Here is a 19,193-nt window from a genome sequence, read left to right as displayed (position 1 = left end):
GCGCCATGCCCCCTTATTGATTACGAAGGAGGTCAAGCATGCGCTCCTACCGGAATTCATTATTTTGGTTGAACCTCATGTATGTTCCGGCGTTACTGCTGTTTCTATTGTTTATCGTGTACCCTTTTCTGCAAGGGGTGCGAATCTCGTTTACCAATTGGGACGGATTCTCGCAGGATTATTCCTGGATTGGGTTCGATAACTACAAGCGGCTGTTTACTGATGAAAATATCGGTCTTGTTGTGAAAAATACGTTCATTTACGGATTTGGCAGTACGCTGCTGCAAAATGTGATAGGGCTTCTGTATGCCATTTTGCTGAACCAGAATATCAAAACCAGAGGACTGACCAGATCCATCGTGTATTTGCCGGTCATTGTGAGTCCGCTCATTATGGGGTACATTTGGTACTTTTTCTTTCAGTACAGGGGTGGGGCACTTAACGACGTGATCATGCTGTTTATGGATCAACCGGTCGATCTGCTGGCAAATTCGTCCCTGAATGTATGGATCATTACACTTGTGAATACCTACCAATACTTAGGTGTTGCCATGATCGTTTACTTGGCGGGATTACAGTCGATCTCCAAAGATTATTATGAAGCTTCGTCGATCGACGGGGCCACGGCTTGGCAAAATTTCTTCCGCATCACGCTGCCGCTGCTGGCGCCTTCCATTACGATTAACGTCGTACTTAATCTGATCGGAGGACTTCAGCTGTTCGATGTCATCACGGCGCTCACGAAAGGCGGACCGGGCTTCGCCTCTCAATCGTTATCGACTCTGATGTACAAAAGCTACTTCGGATCGCAAGATGCGGGATATGCGGCTACTCTTGGCAATCTGATGTTCGTTATCATCATGATTGTGAGTGTCTTCTCACTAACCTTCCTGCGCAGAAGGGAGATACAAGCATGAAGAAAAGCAACAAGGCAGCTTTCCTTTTATCGTTGGCCATTGCCTTTATACACATACTTCCTTTCTATATATTAGTGACGACTGCGCTGAAGCCGATGAGTGATTTAAGCTCCAAATGGCTGCTGCCGAAAACGATTGATTGGAGCAATTTCACGGATTCCTGGAGCGGGTCGAATTTAGGTCAGGCTTTCTTCAACAACATCTTCATTACGACTGTGTCGCTGCTGCTGATCGTCATCGTCGGGGCTTGTGCATCTTATCCGTTGGCGCGCAATCAAACCAAGCTGAACAAAGCCATGTATATGTTGTTTATCTCGGCGCTCATTATTCCGCCCTTGACCATACTTGTGCCCTTGTATAAATTTTTCATCGATATTCAAGGCATGAATACGTATTGGGGCATCATCCTTCTTCATTTAACCTTCAATTTACCGACGACCATCTTTTTATATACGGGGTTCATAGGCACGATACCGCGGGAATTGGACGAGGCGGGCATGATCGACGGCTTGGGACGGCTGCGCTTGTTTTTTCAGTTGATTTTGCCTTTGCTGAAGCCGATCACGGCGACCGTTATTATTTTGGCGGGAGTTGGAATTTGGAACGATTACAGGTTCTCGCTGTTCTTTTTGCAAAAGGGCGAAATGCGCACCGTTACTGTGGCATTGGCAACGTTTTTCGGTCCGAATACGAACAATGTAGGCTGGGTGGCGGCCGGCTCGCTGATCGCTGCGCTGCCCATATCCTTGTTATATTTGTTTTTGCAGCGATACTTTATTACCGGTTTGGCATCGGGTGCGGTTAAAGGCTAACAAGAGGAGGAGCTGCTGTAGCGCACCGCTGACTGCCCCCGCCGCTTGCGGAAGGCTGGCGGGGGACGAAAAAAAAGCCAGTCCTTGTATCTAACAAAGGAACCGGCTGGCAATCGAAGTCCAAATTTTTACGAATTGATGTTCAAGGTATAATTTTCATTGCCCGAAATGTGCTTAACCTTTACATAATACTCTCTTCCTTCGTTAAGAAATACTGAAAAATACTCGTCCCGGCCTTTACTTTTAAATGAATGTGCAATCTGGTGCTCACCGGTTTGATCATAAAGGTAAAGGTCTTGGTCGGTTTCTGAGCCTACTCGCATGTCAAATTCGTATATTCCCGAAGATGGAGCTTTAAAGACAAAAAAGTCCTCGTCATTCTCACCATCTACATCATTCCGTTCTCCAAAAATGGTAACCGGAACGCTGACTCGATCTGCCGTAGTACGATTGTTATTTCTTTCCCGCTCGTAAAAATAATCTGATGCAAAACTTGCCGCCGGCGCCAACACGCTTGCCAGCAGAGTTGCGGTAGTGGCAAGAACAACAAATGTTTTTCTCATAAGAGCTTCACCTCTTCTTATAGTGTAGTTTGAGAAGTGCTAACCTCTCACGCCCAAATAATACAATATTTTACTCTTTCAAGCCTTACGATTTCATGATCTGGCAGAAAATTAGCATGATCATGCACAAAATTTGTCGAAATAGGTTGGGATAACAGTTTCTTATCGGCCGGATTCGGACAAATCGAAATTCATTTATACAGGTGGAGGAGGGATTAGGTCTATGTTGAGAACGGCATTGTTGAAAAAGGTTTATACGCAAGAGATAATAAAGACGCACATGGAATGTTAAACGAACATGGCGAAGCCCATGCTCGCCGCATTCCGGAATCGAACCCGGAAGGAGCTATAGGAAATGGGCATTGATGCCGCATGGAAAGAGCAGTTAAAGCAACTAAAATGGGAATGCGACCGTGCTTCGGAATTTATCGATATTTCGATTTATGGTCCGGATGAGCTGGAACGTGAACAAATCGGCTACAGCGTAGATACGGAGGGCAATCGTTTGGCCTCGGACGAAGAAGGAGCCTGGCAGCCGGGATGGATCGTTATCGGCTGTGTCGATCTCACCGGCGACCCGGTCATTGTAGATACTTGCGAAGCCGGACAGCCCGTCGCCTGCCTTATGCACGGAATGGAGGAATGGGGGGCGGGCAGCTACATCGCCGGCTCGATGGGACAATGCAAGGACGCGATTGCGAAGATCAGACTATTGATGACAGACAAAAATCCGGAGCGGACGAACGTGCCCGTCGCCTGCGCCGATCTGGACGCTGTCGTCGCGGAAATTGCGGCGGCAGACGAATATGCCCATGCCGATGCCTGGAAAGCCCTGCTCGCGCCGTGCTACCGGTCCGCACGACAACAGGAAGAAACTGTAATCCGGACAATCAAGTCGATGAGCGGGCAAGGGATGAAAATAAAGGATATTGCGGATGCCCTCCAAATTCCTTTGAAGCAGGCATACAGCTATTTGAGACAATCGAAAAGCGAGGCGGACTAAGGCATGGAACAGCTGAAGGTTGCAGCGAAGGAATGCAACAGGGCTGGGAAGTATGAGGAAACTTTGGACTTGCTCGGCCCGATATGGAAAGCGGACTTCAGGAACCCGGAAGATCCTGCGCTGCGGCAAGCGGCTCTCTGCTGCCTTTATTACTATGCGGAAGCCGCCATTCTTGGTGAACAATTCGCTGTAGCCAGACAAGCTGCGGAACGGTTCGAGCGGATGCTCTCCAGCATGGCGGAACAAGAGGAGATAGGTCACGATATCAGGGTCATGAGGAATGTGCTGCAAGACGCCGTCTCCCTGTTCGGTCCGCCGGAAGAGAGGGAACAGGGGCTGCGCAGTATGGGCAGATCGTTGGCGTATGGCGGCCTGCTTCCCGTATGGGATGTCCGGATCAAATATTTTTTGGCGCTGGCCGATTATTTGGATTACGACGTCATAGACGCCAGACGCAAATTGTCTGAAATGTCTCTGGAGGAGGAAGCTTTGTTTGGCGGACCGATAGGCGACCTTCGCCGCAAAATCGAGGAAAGAAGCCGGCTCGATTTCAGGGCGCTGCGCGCCGGGCGCCGGGCTTTTGTCGAGATCGGAGAATATGACGGTCAGATCGAGCAGTTGTGCCTGAACGCCGATGGCAAATTAGCGGCCGTGATGCATCAAGACGGAGAACTGAAGCTGCTGAGTACCGTCAATGGAAGGGAAGAGGCCTCTTTTTCCGACAACAAGGCGCTGTATGAAGAAGAGAAAGCGGGAGAAGCCGGACTCGCTTTTAGCCCGGACTCCCGTTATCTGGCGGTGGGCTTAGGGGTCGGTATGGTCAAGGTATACGATCTGCAGGAACGAAAGCTTCATGCAGCGTATGCCTGCCCCGGCTTGGACTGGGAGCAACTGGACATGAATGCTTACTATAAGGAATATACTCACGTAACGTTTAGCGCAACCGGCAGGTATTTGATTGCCGTACCGACCGCGGGAAGCTACGATCCGCAGGGTGACGACGGGTATCCCATTCCGGAGCCTTACCGTACGTTCTACTGCATCGACTTCCGCAGCGGGCGCGTCATTCTTCAGCATACGTTTGAGGATGAGAGCAAGATCGCGGCGATCGCCATGAGCCCTGATGAAACGAGGCTCGCTGTCGGTTTATTCGGAAAGCGGATGACGGTATGGGACGTGGAAGCCGGACAACGCTTGTATGAGGAAGAGGATTTCGTTTGGCTCGGCCTGCCTTCGCGTGTAGGGATGACGCAAACGATTGCCTTCAGCCGGGACGGCCAAAAGCTGTTCTTTGCCGCCGGTAAAGCCGTCCGGATCGTGTATTTGGCGGACGGCAGCCGCACCGAGGACATCCCGATGCTGGGAGGTCGGGTATGCTGCGCGCTCTGTTTGGATTCGCAGGACCGTATCGTCGTGGCCCGTTATAAGCATAATGCACCGTCCAGCATCGTCAGATACCGCATCGGCTGCGACGATGAGGACGTGCTGATCGACCACGGAGCAGCGGACGTGGATCACATCTGGATCGACGAAGAACGCGACGAAATGTGGTTGTATGCATCCCCAGTCGTCCAAGTCAGAAAATACTCCAGCGGTGAGCTCATCAAAACATACGATCCGTATCAGTGGTCCTATTCCCCTTACAAGATCGTCAACTCGGTGTCCATTGCGCCGAAAGCGGGGATGGCTGCGATCAGTTTTGGTGCGAAGATTCGGCTCGGATGAACGGAGGGGGAGTGGGAGAGCGGACCAAGAGGCGTCGTCCCAACCTCGGAATGAGGACATCCATAGCGGTCATGAGTTTACATAGTATTTGTTATGTAAACTTATGACCGCTATTTCCGCTAGACGTTCGAACTAGCATCTTGGGCGAACCGAACGATGTAGGACGATCGCCTCGATTCCTCACTTGTCGGCGTTACCCACGGAATTAGCAGCCGGTTATTCTTTTTCAGATGCTCTCTGACTCTTCTCAAAGTCGATCGGCGCGATGCCTTCCGCTCGCCACACCGTGCCTCTTCGCTCATACTCGAATAACTTTTCTACGGCATTCGCAATTTGGGGCCCTAACTCACGCTCAACCAAATACAAAGCCACGTCAAGTCCCGAAGTTACGCCTCCCCCGCTCACGAGGCGAGGACCATCTTCAACGACTCTTGCATCAACCGCAATGGCGCCGGCCGCTTGTAACGCAGCCATGCCGATATGATTGGTAACGGCATGCCTGTCTTTCAACAAACCTTTCATAGCAAGCAGCAATGAGCCTCCGCATACTGTAGCTACAGTGACTTCCTCATTGTCAAAAGCTTGTTTCATGATGTCCGGTAAGCTTGTCTTCATGGCCTGCCTTAATACATTCGGAATGGAATCTTCCGAATTTCCCGCCGGCTTACCCGAAGCTCCAGGCACCAAAATAATTCCCGGACGATTTGGGTCTAAGACGGCTTTCGCTTCGAGGGCGGGCCCATTCAAACCGCTGGGGACAGAACGCCGACCCTCCGCGGATACCAATTCCACCGTAAGCGCCCCTTCTGAATACATTCCCGCGGCAGCGAACACTTCATAGGGTGCTAAGGCGTCCAGCAGATCGAAACCATCGAATAAAACGATTTGAACATGTATGCTTTTGTCCTTGGATGCATCATTATTCTCTTTTGTTTTCGCAGTTGCTGCAGGCGCAATCAGACTTAGAACCAATGCCAACGACAGAAGTAATCCAAAAAATTTTTTCATCTTATACCCATTCCTTTCGTTTGCTCAAGGCGTAACCGGAATGAAATCCGTTAGCTTTAAGCGATTTTTTTTGCATTCTTCATAGCAGCACATGGAGCCGTAGACAAGATCCTCGAACGTGCGAGTGAATACCTCCTTCATCCGTTTCTGCGTAGGACGAGTCGTTATCCGCGGTATTTGCCGTCCGTATCCGCAAGAAGAATTTTAACAAATCAATATCTCAAACGAGGCTGTAAAAAGATCACAAAACAATAAACAATTCATCACACTTTGGAACACTTTGGAAAAAAATATGGTATAGCCGTTGACAAACGAAAATTTAAAATATATTGTGGATATATAATGTCTATGATTTGCTCGTGCAGGTTCAGATTAGATGCAATCCAAAACCATCTTAGCTCCTACATGATTTGATAGCCGTTGAAATTCCATGGTGAATCAAAGATATAATATGTCTTTAATATATTTATTGTTTCCCTATTTATTAAGCGTCAACTCAAGCTGTCCGTAGCTTGCCTTGCTAATCACAATGATGACTTTAACAGCAGGTTATAGTTCATTATCCTTTCCCGTGAACATGCTTCAAGGGATTCATGCTGCATTCTGACATTAACTGCCATTGCACCGGGGGGTGTTTACATGCTTTTTTAATCCCATTTGCTTCAGCTCAACCTTAAGTCACGGAAAGCAGATAATTTAGAAAACAAATGAGAGGGGATACGGACCATGTCGAACGATTTTTTTAACGAAACCGTTTGGGAAAAGGCTTGGAAGGAAGATATGAATACGGCAGTGAACAAGATGAAAAAAGCCGGAATGGATGCAGCTCACAGTTTCGACCATAGGGCAAAGTCATTCAACGAGGAGGCGTTTAACGAAGAAGGCAGACAAAGAACAAAACGGATTATGAATTGGCTGGAAGGACAGGGTGTGACATTCAAAGATCGTTCGATTTTAGACATTGGTGCAGCCTCGGGCGGATTTACAGTGCCGTTTGCGGAGAGAGGGGCGACTGTTACTTCCGTAGAGCCTTGTCTTCCTTTGGTCGAACTCCTGAAAGAAAACACGGCTGGATTAACAAACGGAAAAGTTGAGGTGGTGACTGAGCCGTTCGAAAACATTAATATTGAAGCAAAGGGGTGGGGGAAAGCCTTTGATTTGGTATTTGTCTCCATGTGCCCGGTTATTGTCGATTGGGAGAGTGTAGCGAAGGTACTGAGCTGCGCGCGGCAGTTTTGCTATATCAGTCTGACTGCCGGCTCCAGGGAACACAGTCTGGTGAACGAGGTTTGGACTTTGGTCACCGATCAGCCTCAGAAAACCGAACATCTGGAGATGGCTTATTTGCAACATCTATTATATCTCAAAGGCTATTCCTATGAATCGCTGGTCACCCGGGAGATGAAAACCAGGGAGGTCTCCAGAGAAACGGCGCTCATGGAAGTTATGGACTGGCTTAAAATTTGGGGTCTGCCTGCGGATGATCGGAACCGGCAAATCGTCTCCGACTATTTGGAACGGACTTACCCGTTAGACAACGTGGAAATCCGGCAGGGCGGCCGATTTGGCAAGGTACTGATTCGATTGCAGGATCAGAACATGTACACCAGAGAAAGTCTGTAAAGAGGGGAAGCCGCTAAATAACGCGAATAGCTGGCTACCCATAGAGTGAACTTAGAAGCGCATGCCGACATCGGCATGCGCTTTCAAGGCTGCGAAGTTTTTTATTCTTCTTTAGCTGTTTCCGCATATTTTTTGAAGTTGTCTAAAATCGCTTGCCATCCGGCTTGCTGCATCTCGATAGCGTGGGTCTCTTCCGCTTCGAACGATTCGATGATTTTCGTGTCGCTGTCTTGGCGAATAAAATCGATCTTCACTTTTCTACCGTCGGCCATCGTATAGGAGATGCTCTCGTTAATGTTCACCTCGTCGTATACTCCGCCGAAATCAAATCCGACGCTGCCGTCTTTGGCTTCCATTCTCGAGACGAATTTACCGCCCGCCTTCAGATCGTTCTCGGCGTATGGCGTGTGCCAGTCATCGGAAGCCGTATTCCATTGCGTGATATGCTTCGGATCAGTCCAATACTTCCATACGCTTTCGACAGGAGAATGAACGATCGCTTCTACTGTTATTACCGGTTTATCTGTTCCCATTGCATAGCCTCCCTGAATGATTATTCTCAAATACTACCACGAGCCATACACTGCAAAATGATTTTACCTACACCATTATAGCATATAAGTGGCAGCTGGATTTCTTTTAGATTGCTATTGTACAAACTTATAGGGAAACTGCTAACAAGCACAAACCTCGCCGCTGCGAAATTACCGAAAAAGTGGGTTGCGAATCGCCCAAGCGAATTAATGAAGTAAAATTGCCCATAAAACTCATAGAATCGCACATGTTCAACGCCCGACGGCATTCTTACAATAGTAACAGTGACGCTAGAGAAGGAATGAGGGAAATGAATGCCTCGGACGGAGGCCCCGGCAAAGCAATGCTTAAGTTTTGTGAGAACATTTGACCATGCTCTAGATATTATGATAACATCCTATATAATTACATAATTTAAATATTTTATATTAAATTAATGTTGATTTGAAAACTTCAATAAAGCACGAAAGGGGAGAGTTGATGGATTGGTATGCATTATTTGTCGAAACGGGAAAAGAAGACTTTGTTCGCACGAGAATCCGCCGTATTTTCGACGAATCGGAGCTCAGTGCGATCGTGCCGAAACGAAAGCTCCAGGAACGTAAACAAGGAAGGGCATACGAAGTTTGCAAAACGATGTTTCCCGGTTATGTGCTGATTAAAACCCGGATGAACGTGAATTCTTACTATGAGCTAAAACAAATTCCGAAGTGCTATCGGCTTTTAAATAAGTATAACAGGATGGACGCAAGAGAGAGCTTGCTGGAAAGCGGTATGGATGCCGCGCAGGAATCGAACTTATTTTTCAAAATTGAAGAGCAGGAAATGGCTTTAATTACGCAGCTCATTGATAGTAACGCAACGATCGGATATTCGACTGTATACGTAGAGAACTCCAAAGTGACAGTTTGCGACGGCCCGCTTAAAGGGAAGGAAGCAATCATCGAGAAAATCGATAGACGCAAGAATAGGGCGCGAATTTCAGTAGAGTTTATGCGGAAGAGAGTATGCTTTGATGTAGGGATTCATGTGTTGGATATGCTGGGGGTTCATTGAACTCGGTTTGGTGCAATTTCCAAAATTCAGAAGTGAATCCAAACGATGCCTCGGTACGTTGGAGCAGCTCTGAAGACATATAACGTTTTCGTAGTGTGTATGTTACATACAGATGATAGGGCGAAGCTATGCCGATATATGGAGGGATCTGCGCTGGAAAATTCGGTTGTGTTCATGTTTTCGGGCCAAGGGTCTCATTACTACCAAATGGGCAGGCAGCTGTTCGTCGGCAACGTTCGCTTTAACAGCACGATGTCCGAGCTGGACAAGCTGGCAATTGAGCTGAGCGGAGAATCCATCGTGCAGCATCTTTATAAGAATGGTTCCCCCGGTACGTCCTTCACGAGGACGCTGATCTCTCATCCTGCTATTTTTATGGTAGAGTTCGCATTGGCTCAAGCATTAATAGCTGAGGGGGTGCGGCCCGATTACGTGCTTGGCAGCAGTCTCGGCGAATTCGCCGCCGCTGCGGTATCGGGCATTTTATCCGCGGAAGATGCGCTTAGATGCGTCATTGAGCAGGCTAAATGCTTTGAGCGGTATTGCAGCCCGGGTTCTATGCTTGCCGTGCTCGCTCATCATTCATTATACGAACAAATCCCCGGAATTGAAAATTGTACGCTGGTGTCCGTCAATTATGACGGGCATTTTGTTATTTCCGGGCCGCATGAAGCGCTCTCGCACATCGGGAGCTGGTTGGCAAGCAGGTCGGTGGTCAGTCAGATGCTTCCGGTATCGTTCGCTTTCCACTCCGGCCTCATTGATCGGGCGGAGCGCTCCTACGTCGATTATTTGCGCCGGTTTATCTTTCAAAAGCCGCGAATTCCCTACATGTCTTGCATGCTCGGCGGCTTTGCCAGTGAAATAGAGCCGGACCATTTTTGGCAGGTTGCGAGAAAGCCTATACGTTTCCGCGAAGCGGCGGAAAAGCTTGAAGCGCTAGGTCCGCACACCTATGCGGATGTGGGACCGGGCGGCACGCTGGCCGGATTCGTCAGACGGAATTTCAAACCCGATTCATTATCGGAAACCGTTATCTTATTGGCCCCTTTTATGAAAGAAGAAGAAGGTATGCGGAACCTGTGCGCAAAATTTCGAACAATTGAACCCGTTGTCCAAGGAGGAAGGCGAGTTATGAAAGCGTACGTATTTCCAGGTCAAGGATCGCAGTTTAAGGGGATGGGTCAACAACTTTTCGGGCAATTTCCGGAGCTCGTTGCAGTCTCAGATGAAGTGCTGGGCTACTCTATAGCGAATTTATGTTTGCGGGATGTCGAAGGACGGCTGAACCGTACGGAATATACACAACCTGCTTTGTACGTCGTGAATGCTTTGACCTATTATCAGACTTTGCAGGAAACCGGCATATCTCCGGATTATACGGCCGGTCACAGTCTGGGTGAGTTCAACGCGTTGCTCGCTGCGGGGGTGTTCGACTTCGCAACCGGGCTGCAGCTGGTCAAATTCAGGGGGGAATTAATGAGCAAGGCTGCCGGCGGCGGCATGGCGGCTGTGTTGGGTCTTGCCTATGACAAGGTGCTGCAAGTATTGCGGGACCATCGGCTGGAAACGATCGATATCGCCAATATCAACAGTCCTTCGCAAATCGTACTTTCCGGACCCAAAGACGATATCGTCGCAGCGCAATCCGTTTTCGAATCAGCCGGAGCCGTCAATTATGTAGTTTTGAATGTAAGCGGCGCATTTCATTCCCGCTACATGGAATCGGCTAAGCGGCAGTTTGCCGATTATGTGCGGCGCTTTGCATTTGCCGCACCGCATATTCCGGTGATTTCCAATGTGCGGGCCAGACCTTATACCGCCGCAACGATTATTGAAAATATGGTGGAGCAGATCACATCTCCCGTGCAGTGGACGGACAGCATCCGCTATATGATGGGCAGAGGGGTCTCGGATATTGTTCAAATTGGCCCCGGTTCTGCTGTCGCCAAATTGGTGCAAGCCATTCAAAGAGACGCGGCCCCTCTTGTCGTGGAGGAACACGAACAGGAAGAAGTTCAGGCGCCGCCGAACGGCGAGGAACATGCGGCCGGACATCCGCAGCTTTTTACCGCGGATAATTTGGGCTGCGCCGAATTCAAAGAAGACTACGGGCTGAGGCTGGCTTATATCGCAGGCGGGATGCACGGCGGCATCTCCTCGAAGGAAATGGTCGTATGTCTTGCAAAAGCGGGAATGATGGGGTTTCTGGGCACCGGAGGAATGCAAATCGCCGACATCGAAGCCGAACTGTTATCCATACAGCGGGAGCTTGCGGACAACCAGCCTTACGGTCTGAACGTGGTGCATAATCAGAGCCAGCCGGAAATGGAAGACGCTATTGTGGATCTGCTCTTGAGACGACAGGTTACCCGGGTGGAGGCCAAAGGTTTCTTGACCATGACGCCGGCGCTCGTAAGATACCGGACAATGGGCTTGTCCCGCAATCGCGACGGAAGCATCGCATCGTCGCATAAAATCATCGCCAAATGCTCCCGGCCGGAAATCGCGGCATTGTTTATGAGTCCCGCCCCCGATCCTATTTTGGACAAGCTGCTCCGCGAGCGGAAAATTACGGAGGACCAGGCGGAATGGGCAAGAAGAGTGCCGATGGCGGACGATATTTGCGCTGAAGCCGATTCCGCGGGATATACGGACGGTGCGGCGGCGATGGCGCTGCTGCCGGCCATGCTTGCACTTCGCCAAACGATGATGGCCAAGCACCGGTATGCCCGAAAAATCAGAGTCGGAGCGGCGGGAGGGATCGGAACCCCCGAGGCCTCTGCGGCTGTTTTTGTCATGGGTGCCGATTTCATTCTGACCGGCTCCATCAATCAGTGTACCGTGGAGGCCGGCACGAGCGCAGCGGTCAAAGATTTGCTTCAGCAGATCAATGTGCAGGATACGGCATATGCGCCTGCCGGAGAGATGTTTGAGCTCGGAGCGAAAGTGCAGGTGCTCAAAAAAGGCGTTTATTTTCCGGCCAGAGCCAATAAATTGTATGAGTTATACCGTCAGCACGACAGTATTGACGAGATCGACGAGAAGACGAAATCGCGGCTTCAGGACCAATATTTCAAAAAGAGCTTTGAAGACATCTATGCGGAAGTCAAGCAGACGCATAGCGCGGGGGAAATTGAGCAAGCCGAGCGAAGCCCGAAAGCGAAAATGGCGTTGTTGTTCAAATGGTATTTTTCCCATGCAACGAAGCTGGCGCTGCAAGGAGACGCGGATGCGAAGGTCGATTACCAGGTTTACTGCGGGCCGGCTTTGGGAGCGTTTAATCAATGGGTGCTTGGGACTCCGATGGAACGTTGGCAGCAAAGGCATGTCGATGTCATCGGTGAAACCTTGATGAAGGAGACGGCGCAGCTTCTGAACAGACGTTTGTTCCGCACCGGATAAGCATGAATCGAATATCACGTACGCGAGGAGTGAGAGTATGCAGATCGACACGGACGTATTGATTGTCGGCGCAGGTATTTCAGGGGCGACATTGGCGCTTGCCATGGGCAGGAAAGGCTATAACGTTACGCTGATTGATCGTTTAAAGCGATTCCAAAACATACCGAAAGGAGACTTTCTCCAACCGGTTACCATCGATATTTTGAACAGGCTGGGAGTGCTGCCCGACATTAGCCGGCACTGCGCTACGGTGACAAAGGTCAACTACGGTACGATAGGCGGCGTTAAGTGCTTTACCGGAAACTACGCCGACCTGGATATGCCGGTCAAATATGCACTGAACGGGGAGCACCGAAAAATACACGAAGGCGTTATCAATGCGGCAACCGCTCTTCCGAACGTCCGTTTTTATCCCGGCGTTAACGCCGAGAAGCTTGTCTATGCGAATGGCAGGGTGGCGGGAGTTATGGCTGGTTCGGACGAGGGGACCGTGAGGATCACCTGCAAAGTGCTGGTCGGCTCGGACGGAATCAAATCGAAGATCAGGGAGCAGTTGGCCCTGAAATACAATCTTTATCCTTATGAAGAGAAGAAGGCCAAAATGTTCGTTTTTACGCTTCATACGGCAATACCTCCGGAGGCCGAAGCCAGCTTTTATTTTGGACAGGGCGTCAGCTGCGGCGCATTTCCGCTGCCTGATAACCGGGTTCGGGTATATTTGGCGCTCCGCAAAGACTTATGGCAGAAAATCAAAGACGAAGGCATCGAAGCTTTGCAAGCACTGCTGCATTCCCTATACCCCAGGCTGAAAGATGAGGTGGCCCAAATCGCCGACTTTAAGCAGGTGCAGTCCGTACCGGCTTTTTATTTGCATACTCCAAAATGGGCGGTAGACGGAGCCGTTCTGCTGGGAGACGCCTGTCATGCTTTAAGTCCGGCGCTCGGGCAAGGGATGAATTTGGCGATCCAAGGGGCGATGGAGCTGGCGGGCACGCTGGAAGCGGCGCTGAGCACCGGCGATTATTCCGAAAATACGCTGCGTTCGTATGAAAAGAAGAGGCGCAAATACGTCCGGTTAATTCAGCAGAACAGCACCGCCCACACGTTTTGCTGGTTCGTGAAAAACGCAGCTTTCGTCAAAATGCGCAACGCTGCCTTCCGTCGAATGGGAAACTGTCCGAATTTGCTGAAAGAGCAAATGCTCACGACATCCGGGTACAGCGATAAACCGCCCTCGTTTTCTCATTTGCTCCGCTTCGCCGGGCTGATGAAACCGTAACGCTTACGACGAAGTCCAAGTTACGGAAAGGAGAGGAGAATGACTTTGAATCGTGTGGATATCGCGGTTGTAGGAGTGTCTTGCCGGTTTCCCGATGCCGATGGATATCGTCAGTTTTGGACAAATCTTGTATCCGGGATGAATTCGATCCGGGAAATTCCCCCGGACCGATGGAATGTACAGGATTACTATTCCCCGGATGTCGATGAAGCCGGTAAAAGCAACAGCAAGTGGTGCGGTTCGCTTGATAACGTGTATGACTTTGATCATCGTTTTTTTCATTTATCGCCCCGCGAAGCCGTCAGTATGGACCCGCAGCACAGATTGCTGTTGGAGGAGACGTGGCGCTGCATCGAAGATTCGGGCATCCCCCTTCGGTTGCTTCAGGAACGGGTGACTTCCGTGTACGCGGGAATCATGTCGCCCGATTATCTTCAGAAGCTGAGCGGTTGCGGTGCGTCCGCAGCAGACAGCTACGCCTGCCTGGGCACCTACGAGAGTCTGCTCGCCAATCGGATCTCGTATGCATTCCACTTGCGGGGAACGAGCATGCCCATCAACGCGGCCTGCGCCTCGTCGCTGGTCGCCGTTCATGAAGCCCGGCGCGCTTTGCTGCAGGGAGAATGCGATTACGCTTTCGCTTCAGCGGTGAACTTGAATCTCCATCCGTTGAAATATGTTTCTTTCTCCAAGTCGAGGATGCTGAGTCCGGATGGGCAGTGCAAGACGTTCGATAAAGATGCCAACGGTTACGTTCCGGGAGACGGGGTAGGCGTGCTGCTGCTGCAGCGGCTCGATCAAGCCGTGGAGGAAGGCAACCGCATCTATGGTATTGTCAAAGGTTCCGCCGTCAATCACGTCGGCAAAAGCCCGTCGATAACAGCGCCGAAAGTCCAAGCGCAGCGCGATGTCATTCTAAGTGCATACAAGTCGGCGGGCATTCGGCCCGAGACGGTGACGTATGTCGAAGCGCACGGGACGGGAACTTCGCTCGGCGATCCGATCGAGGTAGAAGCTTTAACCCAGGCATTTCGCCAGGATACGGGAGACTGCGGATTTTGCAAAATCGGCTCGGTCAAAACGAATATCGGCCACTTGGAAAGTGCGGCGGGGATGGCCGGAATCATAAAAGTTCTCATGATGATGAAGCATCGGACCATCCCTGCATCCCTTAACGTCAAGGTGCCGAATCCGATCATCGATTTCGCGGCAACTCCTTTTGAGATCGCAACCGAGTCAAGCGAATGGCGGAGCAGGGAAGAGGGACAGCCCCTGAGAGCGGGGGTCAGTTCATTCGGTTTCGGCGGAGTCAATGCGCATGTCCTGCTCGAGCAATACAAGGAAGCGCCGAATGCAGCCAAAAAAAGGAAGAGCAAGAGCGGCAAAGCCGACGCTTCGGCCGGTGGCAGGCTGTTCGTTTTATCGGCCAAAAGCGAGGAAAGTCTGAAGCGGATCATCGCCGATTGGAAGCAGTGGACGGCAAGCGCGGAGTTCATGAATGAGGTCGAACTGGACGATCTATGCATGTCGGTGCTTATGGGACGCGAGTCGTTCCAATACCGGGTTGGCGGGTTGGTAGAGAGCAAGCAGGATATATGCGCGCTGCTGGAACAAAACGCCGGCATCTCGCGCGCAGCGGAACGGCTCTGGTGCTTGCACGTTGACGATCCGAAGTGGCAGGGCTACAGAGATATCGGCTGGAACGGGGCGGAAAGTGTTCTGCTGAAGAGAAAAGAGGAACAATTCATCGCCGTCCTTAGGAAGCTGGGAATAGAGAGCGGCATCGCGCGCGGGTTTTATGACAATACGTGGAGCGGCGAATATCGGGAACTCTATTTGTTCGCAGCCGGTTATATCCATGCATCGGCTCTGATGGAGCTCGGATGGTCTCCGGCCTGCGCGGCGGGATCGAAGTCGGGAGCATGGGTCAGCCTGGCGGTCAGCGGCATGCTCTCCCTGGACGACATCGTTGCCGTCCTCACCGGTCATAAGAAGCGCGACGACCTCCAACCGGGAAGGCCGTCCATCCCGCTGTATAGATCCGGCGGACAGATGCTGATGCCTTATGCTTTTGATGAAGCGTATGTGGAGAAAATCGTTTGCGCGCTGAGGCATATTGCCGATAACCGGTACGACGGCGTGCATGCGCAATTGATGGACAAGGCAAAACAGCTGTACGCGAATCAATACACGTTTAAAACGTTGATGGATGAGTGGCATACGGCGATTCAATCCGTCACAGGGGCAAATAGCAAAAGGTGGCTGGACGAAGGGGCTGCCGGAGTTACCGAAGCGGCTGAACTTTCCAATCCGGCGGAGGCGAAGCGGCTGTTGATGCTGATGATTGCAAGTTCCATCCAAAAATTGAACCGGAAATGGGACCTGCAGGAGCAGCGGCAATTTGATCATCCGCCGTTTTACGAACTGCTCGATTTGCTGGCGGACGATGTGATCACGAAACAAATGGCGGTGCGGCTCGCTGCGGACGGCCGTCAAGATTTTCGGGAAGCGGCGGCTGTCATGAACCGCAACTGGAGCAAAATAAAACCGGGCCGCCCCTATTCGGTTATTAAAGAACATAGCAGGCTTGCCGGCGTTGCCCATAATAACGGACAATGGCTGGAATCCTTTATTCATGCGGATGACGATACGGATCAAATCTTGTCGGCTGCAGCGGCGCAGATGGAAGCTGGGGCGCCAATCACTTGCCTGAAGCTGGACCGGCCTTTCATGGAGAACGCGCTCAAGCTTTGGCTCTGCGATTCGGACATGGGCTTGACCAAGCTGAACAGCGACAAAAAGTATGCCAAAATCAGCTTGCCGCTTTATGCTTTTCAGCGGAAAACGTTTCGCTTGTCCAACCATCGGTCCGTGCAGGGGGCAGGGGCGGAGGGCGACGTCATGCTCCATCCTCTGCTGCACCGAAATCGTTCCGGCGCTCATACACTGCAGTTCAGCTCGGTCTTCAGCGGGCGGGAGTTTTTTCTCGCCGATCATCAAGTGAAAGGCAGCATGGTGCTTCCCGGCGCCGCTTATTTGGAAATGGCCGGAGCGGCGGTGCGGCAAGCCGGAGGGCTGCTTGCGCAAAGTCAGGAAGGATTTACGCTAAGAAACGTCGTTTGGATGAACCCGATTCGCGTAGGCCAAGAGGCGGTCACGGTTCATACCGCTCTATACCCGGACAATAACGGCGACATCCGGTATGAAATTTATTACGAGGAGCCGGTGGACAACCGGACTGTTGTATGCGGATGCGGCAGGGCGTCCATACAGACAGGCCTCGCCGGGGCCAATCTGAATCTTAGTGCTGTGCAGACACAAGGCGGCGGCCGATTATTGAGCGCTGCAGCTTGCTATGAACGATTGCGAAAGCTGGGCCTTGAATATGGGCCGAGTCATCAAGGGATACAAGAAATGTACTTGGGGCGGGAGCAAGCACTTGCCAAGCTCGCGCTGCCGTCTTGTATTTGGGAAACAGGAGAACAATATCGGCTTCATCCGAGTCTGCTGGATGCAGCGCTTCAGGCGGCCATCCTCTTTGCGGATGGAGATCGGCAATCGGGCGACGCAGCAGCGAAGCCGCCGCTTCCATTTGCGCTGGATACGTTAGAGCTGATACGTCCGTGCACGCCGCGGATGTGGGCGTATATTCGGTTCAGCAGCGGCAGCTCCAGAGGCGACAAGGTGGAGTATCTCGATATTGACATGTGCGACGAATCCGGCGCATGCTGCGTGCGGATCAACCGGTACACCTCCAGAAACCTTGAAGGAGAATTGCCGCAGCGGCCATTTGCCGACAATGCGCCGCCAGAGCTGCCCGAAGACACTGTGCTCTTGACACCGGTATGGGACTCCTTCCGGCTTACAGCCGATGTCGCACCGGCCCCCATAAATGATCGTATGATCATTATTGGCGGGAATACGCACGATTGGAATGCAATTCAAAAGCGTTATCCAGGTGCGCTGGCCATGGACGGAGCGGCAGATTACACGGAGGACGAACTGGCTCATAAGCTGGAGGCTTGCGGACCCGTCGATCATCTCCTCTGGATTGCGCCCGCTTCCCCTGGGGATACGGAAGCACGTATCTCGGGCGAAGCGATGATCATGGGGCAGCAGCGGGGAGTGATTCAACTGTTTAGACTGGTGAAGAGCTTGCTCCGGATCGGATACGGAAGCAAGCCGCTGCAATGGACTGTGCTCACGTTCCAGACACAGCCCGTCCATAAGGCCGATCGCGTCGATCCTGTTCATGCTGGCGTTCATGGCCTTGTCGGATCGCTCGCCAAGGAATATCCCGGCTGGGGCATTCGGCTTGCCGATCTGGAGGCCGGGGCCGATCGTCCGTGGGAGGAATTGTTCGCGCTTCAGGCGGACCCGGCGGGAGGCGCATTCGTTTATCGCGGCAAGCAATGGCATAAGCGGGTGCTGGTGCCGGTCGCATGCCCGGCGCCAAGCGGTTCGGCATACCGGCGCGGCGGCGCATATGTTGTCATCGGAGGCGCGGGCGGGCTGGGGACTGCATGGAGCGAATACATGATCCGCACGTATCAGGCCCGCATCTTTTGGATCGGCCGAAGGGAGAAGGATACGGATATCGAAGCAAGCTTGCAAAGGCTTGCGCGGCATGGCCCTGCGCCACAGTATATATGCGCGGATGCGGCCAATCCCGAAGACTTGCACCGCGCGTATCAAACCATTAAAGAGCGCTGTACGCGAATCCATGGTGTCATCCATGCGGCGATCGCTCTGCTGGACAGCAGCATAATGAAAATGGACGAAAGCCGATTCCGGGCCGGATTGGTTGCCAAAGCGGATGTTTGCGTCAGCATCGATCTCGTCTTTCGGCATGACGACCTTGATTTCGTATTGTTCTTCTCCTCCATGAACTCCTTCGCTACGCCCCCGGGCCAAAGCAATTATGCTGCCGGATGCGCGTTCAAGGACGCTTTTGCGCAATGGCTTGCACATGAACGCCCCTATGCGGTTAAAGTGATCAACTGGGGATACTGGGGAAGCGTTGGAGCCGTGGCTTCCGGCGATTACCGGAAGCGGATGGCGAAGATGGGAATCGGGTCCGTAGAGCAGCCGGAAGCGATGTTGGCGTTGGAATTGCTTCTTGGAGGGCCTTTGCATCAATTAGGTCTTATCAAGACGGAAGGCGAACGCGATCCATACCATATCCATCGGCGGGAATTGGTTACCGTATATCCATGACACATGGCGCGGTGAATGGTGAATTGATGGTAATGAGCAGATGGGGAGGGT

12 protein-coding genes are annotated in these 19,193 nt (G+C 51.5%); 9 read left to right on the top strand and 3 right to left on the bottom strand.

Translation table 11 applies throughout. The features are described from left to right. Positions 1 to 38: 38 nt before the first annotated feature. Both PEH01S_RS02495 and PEH01S_RS02490 read left to right on the top strand, forming a co-directional pair. Entirely contained in the window at positions 39 to 917 is an 879-nt protein-coding gene (locus PEH01S_RS02495) for a carbohydrate ABC transporter permease (RefSeq protein WP_127483832.1), read from the top strand. Continuing rightward, positions 914 to 1,729 carry a carbohydrate ABC transporter permease gene (locus PEH01S_RS02490; protein ID WP_025848232.1) on the top strand — a complete coding sequence of 272 codons (816 nt, stop codon included), beginning with the start codon at positions 914 to 916 and terminating at the stop codon, positions 1,727 to 1,729. The genes PEH01S_RS02495 and PEH01S_RS02490 overlap by 4 nt, the downstream gene beginning before the upstream one ends. 128 nt (positions 1,730 to 1,857) lie before the next feature. On the opposite strand, the gene PEH01S_RS02485 is transcribed toward PEH01S_RS02490, so the two are convergent. Then, positions 1,858 to 2,292 carry a hypothetical protein gene (locus tag PEH01S_RS02485; RefSeq protein WP_127483831.1) on the bottom strand — a complete coding sequence of 145 codons (435 nt, stop codon included), beginning with the start codon at positions 2,290 to 2,292 and terminating at the stop codon, positions 1,858 to 1,860. Positions 2,293 to 2,647: 355 nt separating this feature from the next. Here PEH01S_RS02485 and PEH01S_RS02480 point away from each other — a divergent pair, with 355 nt between their 5' ends. Together PEH01S_RS02480 and PEH01S_RS02475 are read left to right on the top strand one after the other, a co-directional pair. After that, a complete protein-coding gene (locus PEH01S_RS02480) occupies positions 2,648 to 3,295 on the top strand; it encodes a hypothetical protein (RefSeq protein WP_127483830.1) in 648 nt (215 codons plus the stop codon). A gap of 3 nt (positions 3,296 to 3,298) precedes the next feature. Beyond that, a complete protein-coding gene (locus PEH01S_RS02475; protein WP_127483829.1) occupies positions 3,299 to 5,020 on the top strand; it encodes a WD40 repeat domain-containing protein in 1,722 nt (573 codons plus the stop codon). A gap of 216 nt (positions 5,021 to 5,236) precedes the next feature. Here the strand turns inward: PEH01S_RS02475 and PEH01S_RS02470 are convergent, their stop codons facing one another. Further along, positions 5,237 to 6,028: a DJ-1/PfpI family protein gene (locus tag PEH01S_RS02470; protein ID WP_025848239.1), complete on the bottom strand. Its 792-nt coding sequence runs from the start codon at positions 6,026 to 6,028 to the stop codon at positions 5,237 to 5,239. 726 nt (positions 6,029 to 6,754) lie between these two features. Here PEH01S_RS02470 and PEH01S_RS02465 point away from each other — a divergent pair. Then, positions 6,755 to 7,651 carry a class I SAM-dependent methyltransferase gene (locus PEH01S_RS02465; RefSeq protein WP_127483828.1) on the top strand — a complete coding sequence of 299 codons (897 nt, stop codon included), beginning with the start codon at positions 6,755 to 6,757 and terminating at the stop codon, positions 7,649 to 7,651. A gap of 101 nt (positions 7,652 to 7,752) precedes the next feature. Here PEH01S_RS02465 and PEH01S_RS02460 read toward each other — a convergent pair whose 3' ends face one another. Next, positions 7,753 to 8,184, bottom strand: coding sequence for an SRPBCC family protein (locus PEH01S_RS02460; RefSeq protein ID WP_025848242.1), 432 nt, complete (start codon positions 8,182 to 8,184; stop codon positions 7,753 to 7,755). A gap of 481 nt (positions 8,185 to 8,665) precedes the next feature. On the opposite strand from PEH01S_RS02460, the gene loaP reads away from it, so the two are divergent. The 4 genes from loaP to PEH01S_RS02440 all read left to right on the top strand — a co-directional run bounded on the left by loaP (position 8,666) and on the right by PEH01S_RS02440 (position 19,142). Further along, the gene (gene loaP / locus PEH01S_RS02455) at positions 8,666 to 9,241 is read left to right on the top strand and encodes an antiterminator LoaP (protein WP_025848243.1); all 576 of its coding nucleotides are present in this window, start codon (positions 8,666 to 8,668) and stop codon (positions 9,239 to 9,241) included. Positions 9,242 to 9,379: 138 nt separating this feature from the next. Then, positions 9,380 to 12,646: an ACP S-malonyltransferase gene (gene fabD / locus PEH01S_RS02450; protein ID WP_127483827.1), complete on the top strand. Its 3,267-nt coding sequence runs from the start codon at positions 9,380 to 9,382 to the stop codon at positions 12,644 to 12,646. A gap of 37 nt (positions 12,647 to 12,683) precedes the next feature. Next, positions 12,684 to 13,925: an FAD-dependent oxidoreductase gene (locus PEH01S_RS02445; protein ID WP_127483826.1), complete on the top strand. Its 1,242-nt coding sequence runs from the start codon at positions 12,684 to 12,686 to the stop codon at positions 13,923 to 13,925. Positions 13,926 to 13,964: 39 nt separating this feature from the next. Further along, on the top strand, positions 13,965 to 19,142 hold the full coding sequence (locus PEH01S_RS02440) for an SDR family NAD(P)-dependent oxidoreductase (RefSeq protein WP_127483825.1): 5,178 nt from the start codon (positions 13,965 to 13,967) through the stop codon (positions 19,140 to 19,142). The last annotated feature ends 51 nt before the right edge of the window (positions 19,143 to 19,193 follow it).

The sequence above is a fragment of the Paenibacillus ehimensis NBRC 15659 genome, assembly GCF_004000785.1.
GTDB classification, from domain to species: domain Bacteria; phylum Bacillota; class Bacilli; order Paenibacillales; family NBRC-103111; genus Paenibacillus_G; species Paenibacillus_G ehimensis.
Note: the sequence above shows the minus strand (reverse complement) of the source record. Positions and strands in the feature narration are given on the sequence as shown.

Coding starts and splice junctions, on each gene's coding strand:
- PEH01S_RS02445 (WP_127483826.1), top strand. CDS start 12,684: ATGCAGATCGACACGGACGTATTGATTGTCGGCGCAGGTATTTCAGGG.
- PEH01S_RS02465 (WP_127483828.1), top strand. CDS start 6,755: ATGTCGAACGATTTTTTTAACGAAACCGTTTGGGAAAAGGCTTGGAAG.
- PEH01S_RS02470 (WP_025848239.1), bottom strand. CDS start 6,028: ATGAAAAAATTTTTTGGATTACTTCTGTCGTTGGCATTGGTTCTAAGT.
- PEH01S_RS02460 (WP_025848242.1), bottom strand. CDS start 8,184: ATGGGAACAGATAAACCGGTAATAACAGTAGAAGCGATCGTTCATTCT.
- PEH01S_RS02480 (WP_127483830.1), top strand. CDS start 2,648: ATGGGCATTGATGCCGCATGGAAAGAGCAGTTAAAGCAACTAAAATGG.
- PEH01S_RS02490 (WP_025848232.1), top strand. CDS start 914: ATGAAGAAAAGCAACAAGGCAGCTTTCCTTTTATCGTTGGCCATTGCC.
- PEH01S_RS02495 (WP_127483832.1), top strand. CDS start 39: ATGCGCTCCTACCGGAATTCATTATTTTGGTTGAACCTCATGTATGTT.
- PEH01S_RS02440 (WP_127483825.1), top strand. CDS start 13,965: ATGACTTTGAATCGTGTGGATATCGCGGTTGTAGGAGTGTCTTGCCGG.
- PEH01S_RS02475 (WP_127483829.1), top strand. CDS start 3,299: ATGGAACAGCTGAAGGTTGCAGCGAAGGAATGCAACAGGGCTGGGAAG.
- PEH01S_RS02485 (WP_127483831.1), bottom strand. CDS start 2,292: ATGAGAAAAACATTTGTTGTTCTTGCCACTACCGCAACTCTGCTGGCA.
- loaP (WP_025848243.1), top strand. CDS start 8,666: ATGGATTGGTATGCATTATTTGTCGAAACGGGAAAAGAAGACTTTGTT.
- fabD (WP_127483827.1), top strand. CDS start 9,380: ATGGAGGGATCTGCGCTGGAAAATTCGGTTGTGTTCATGTTTTCGGGC.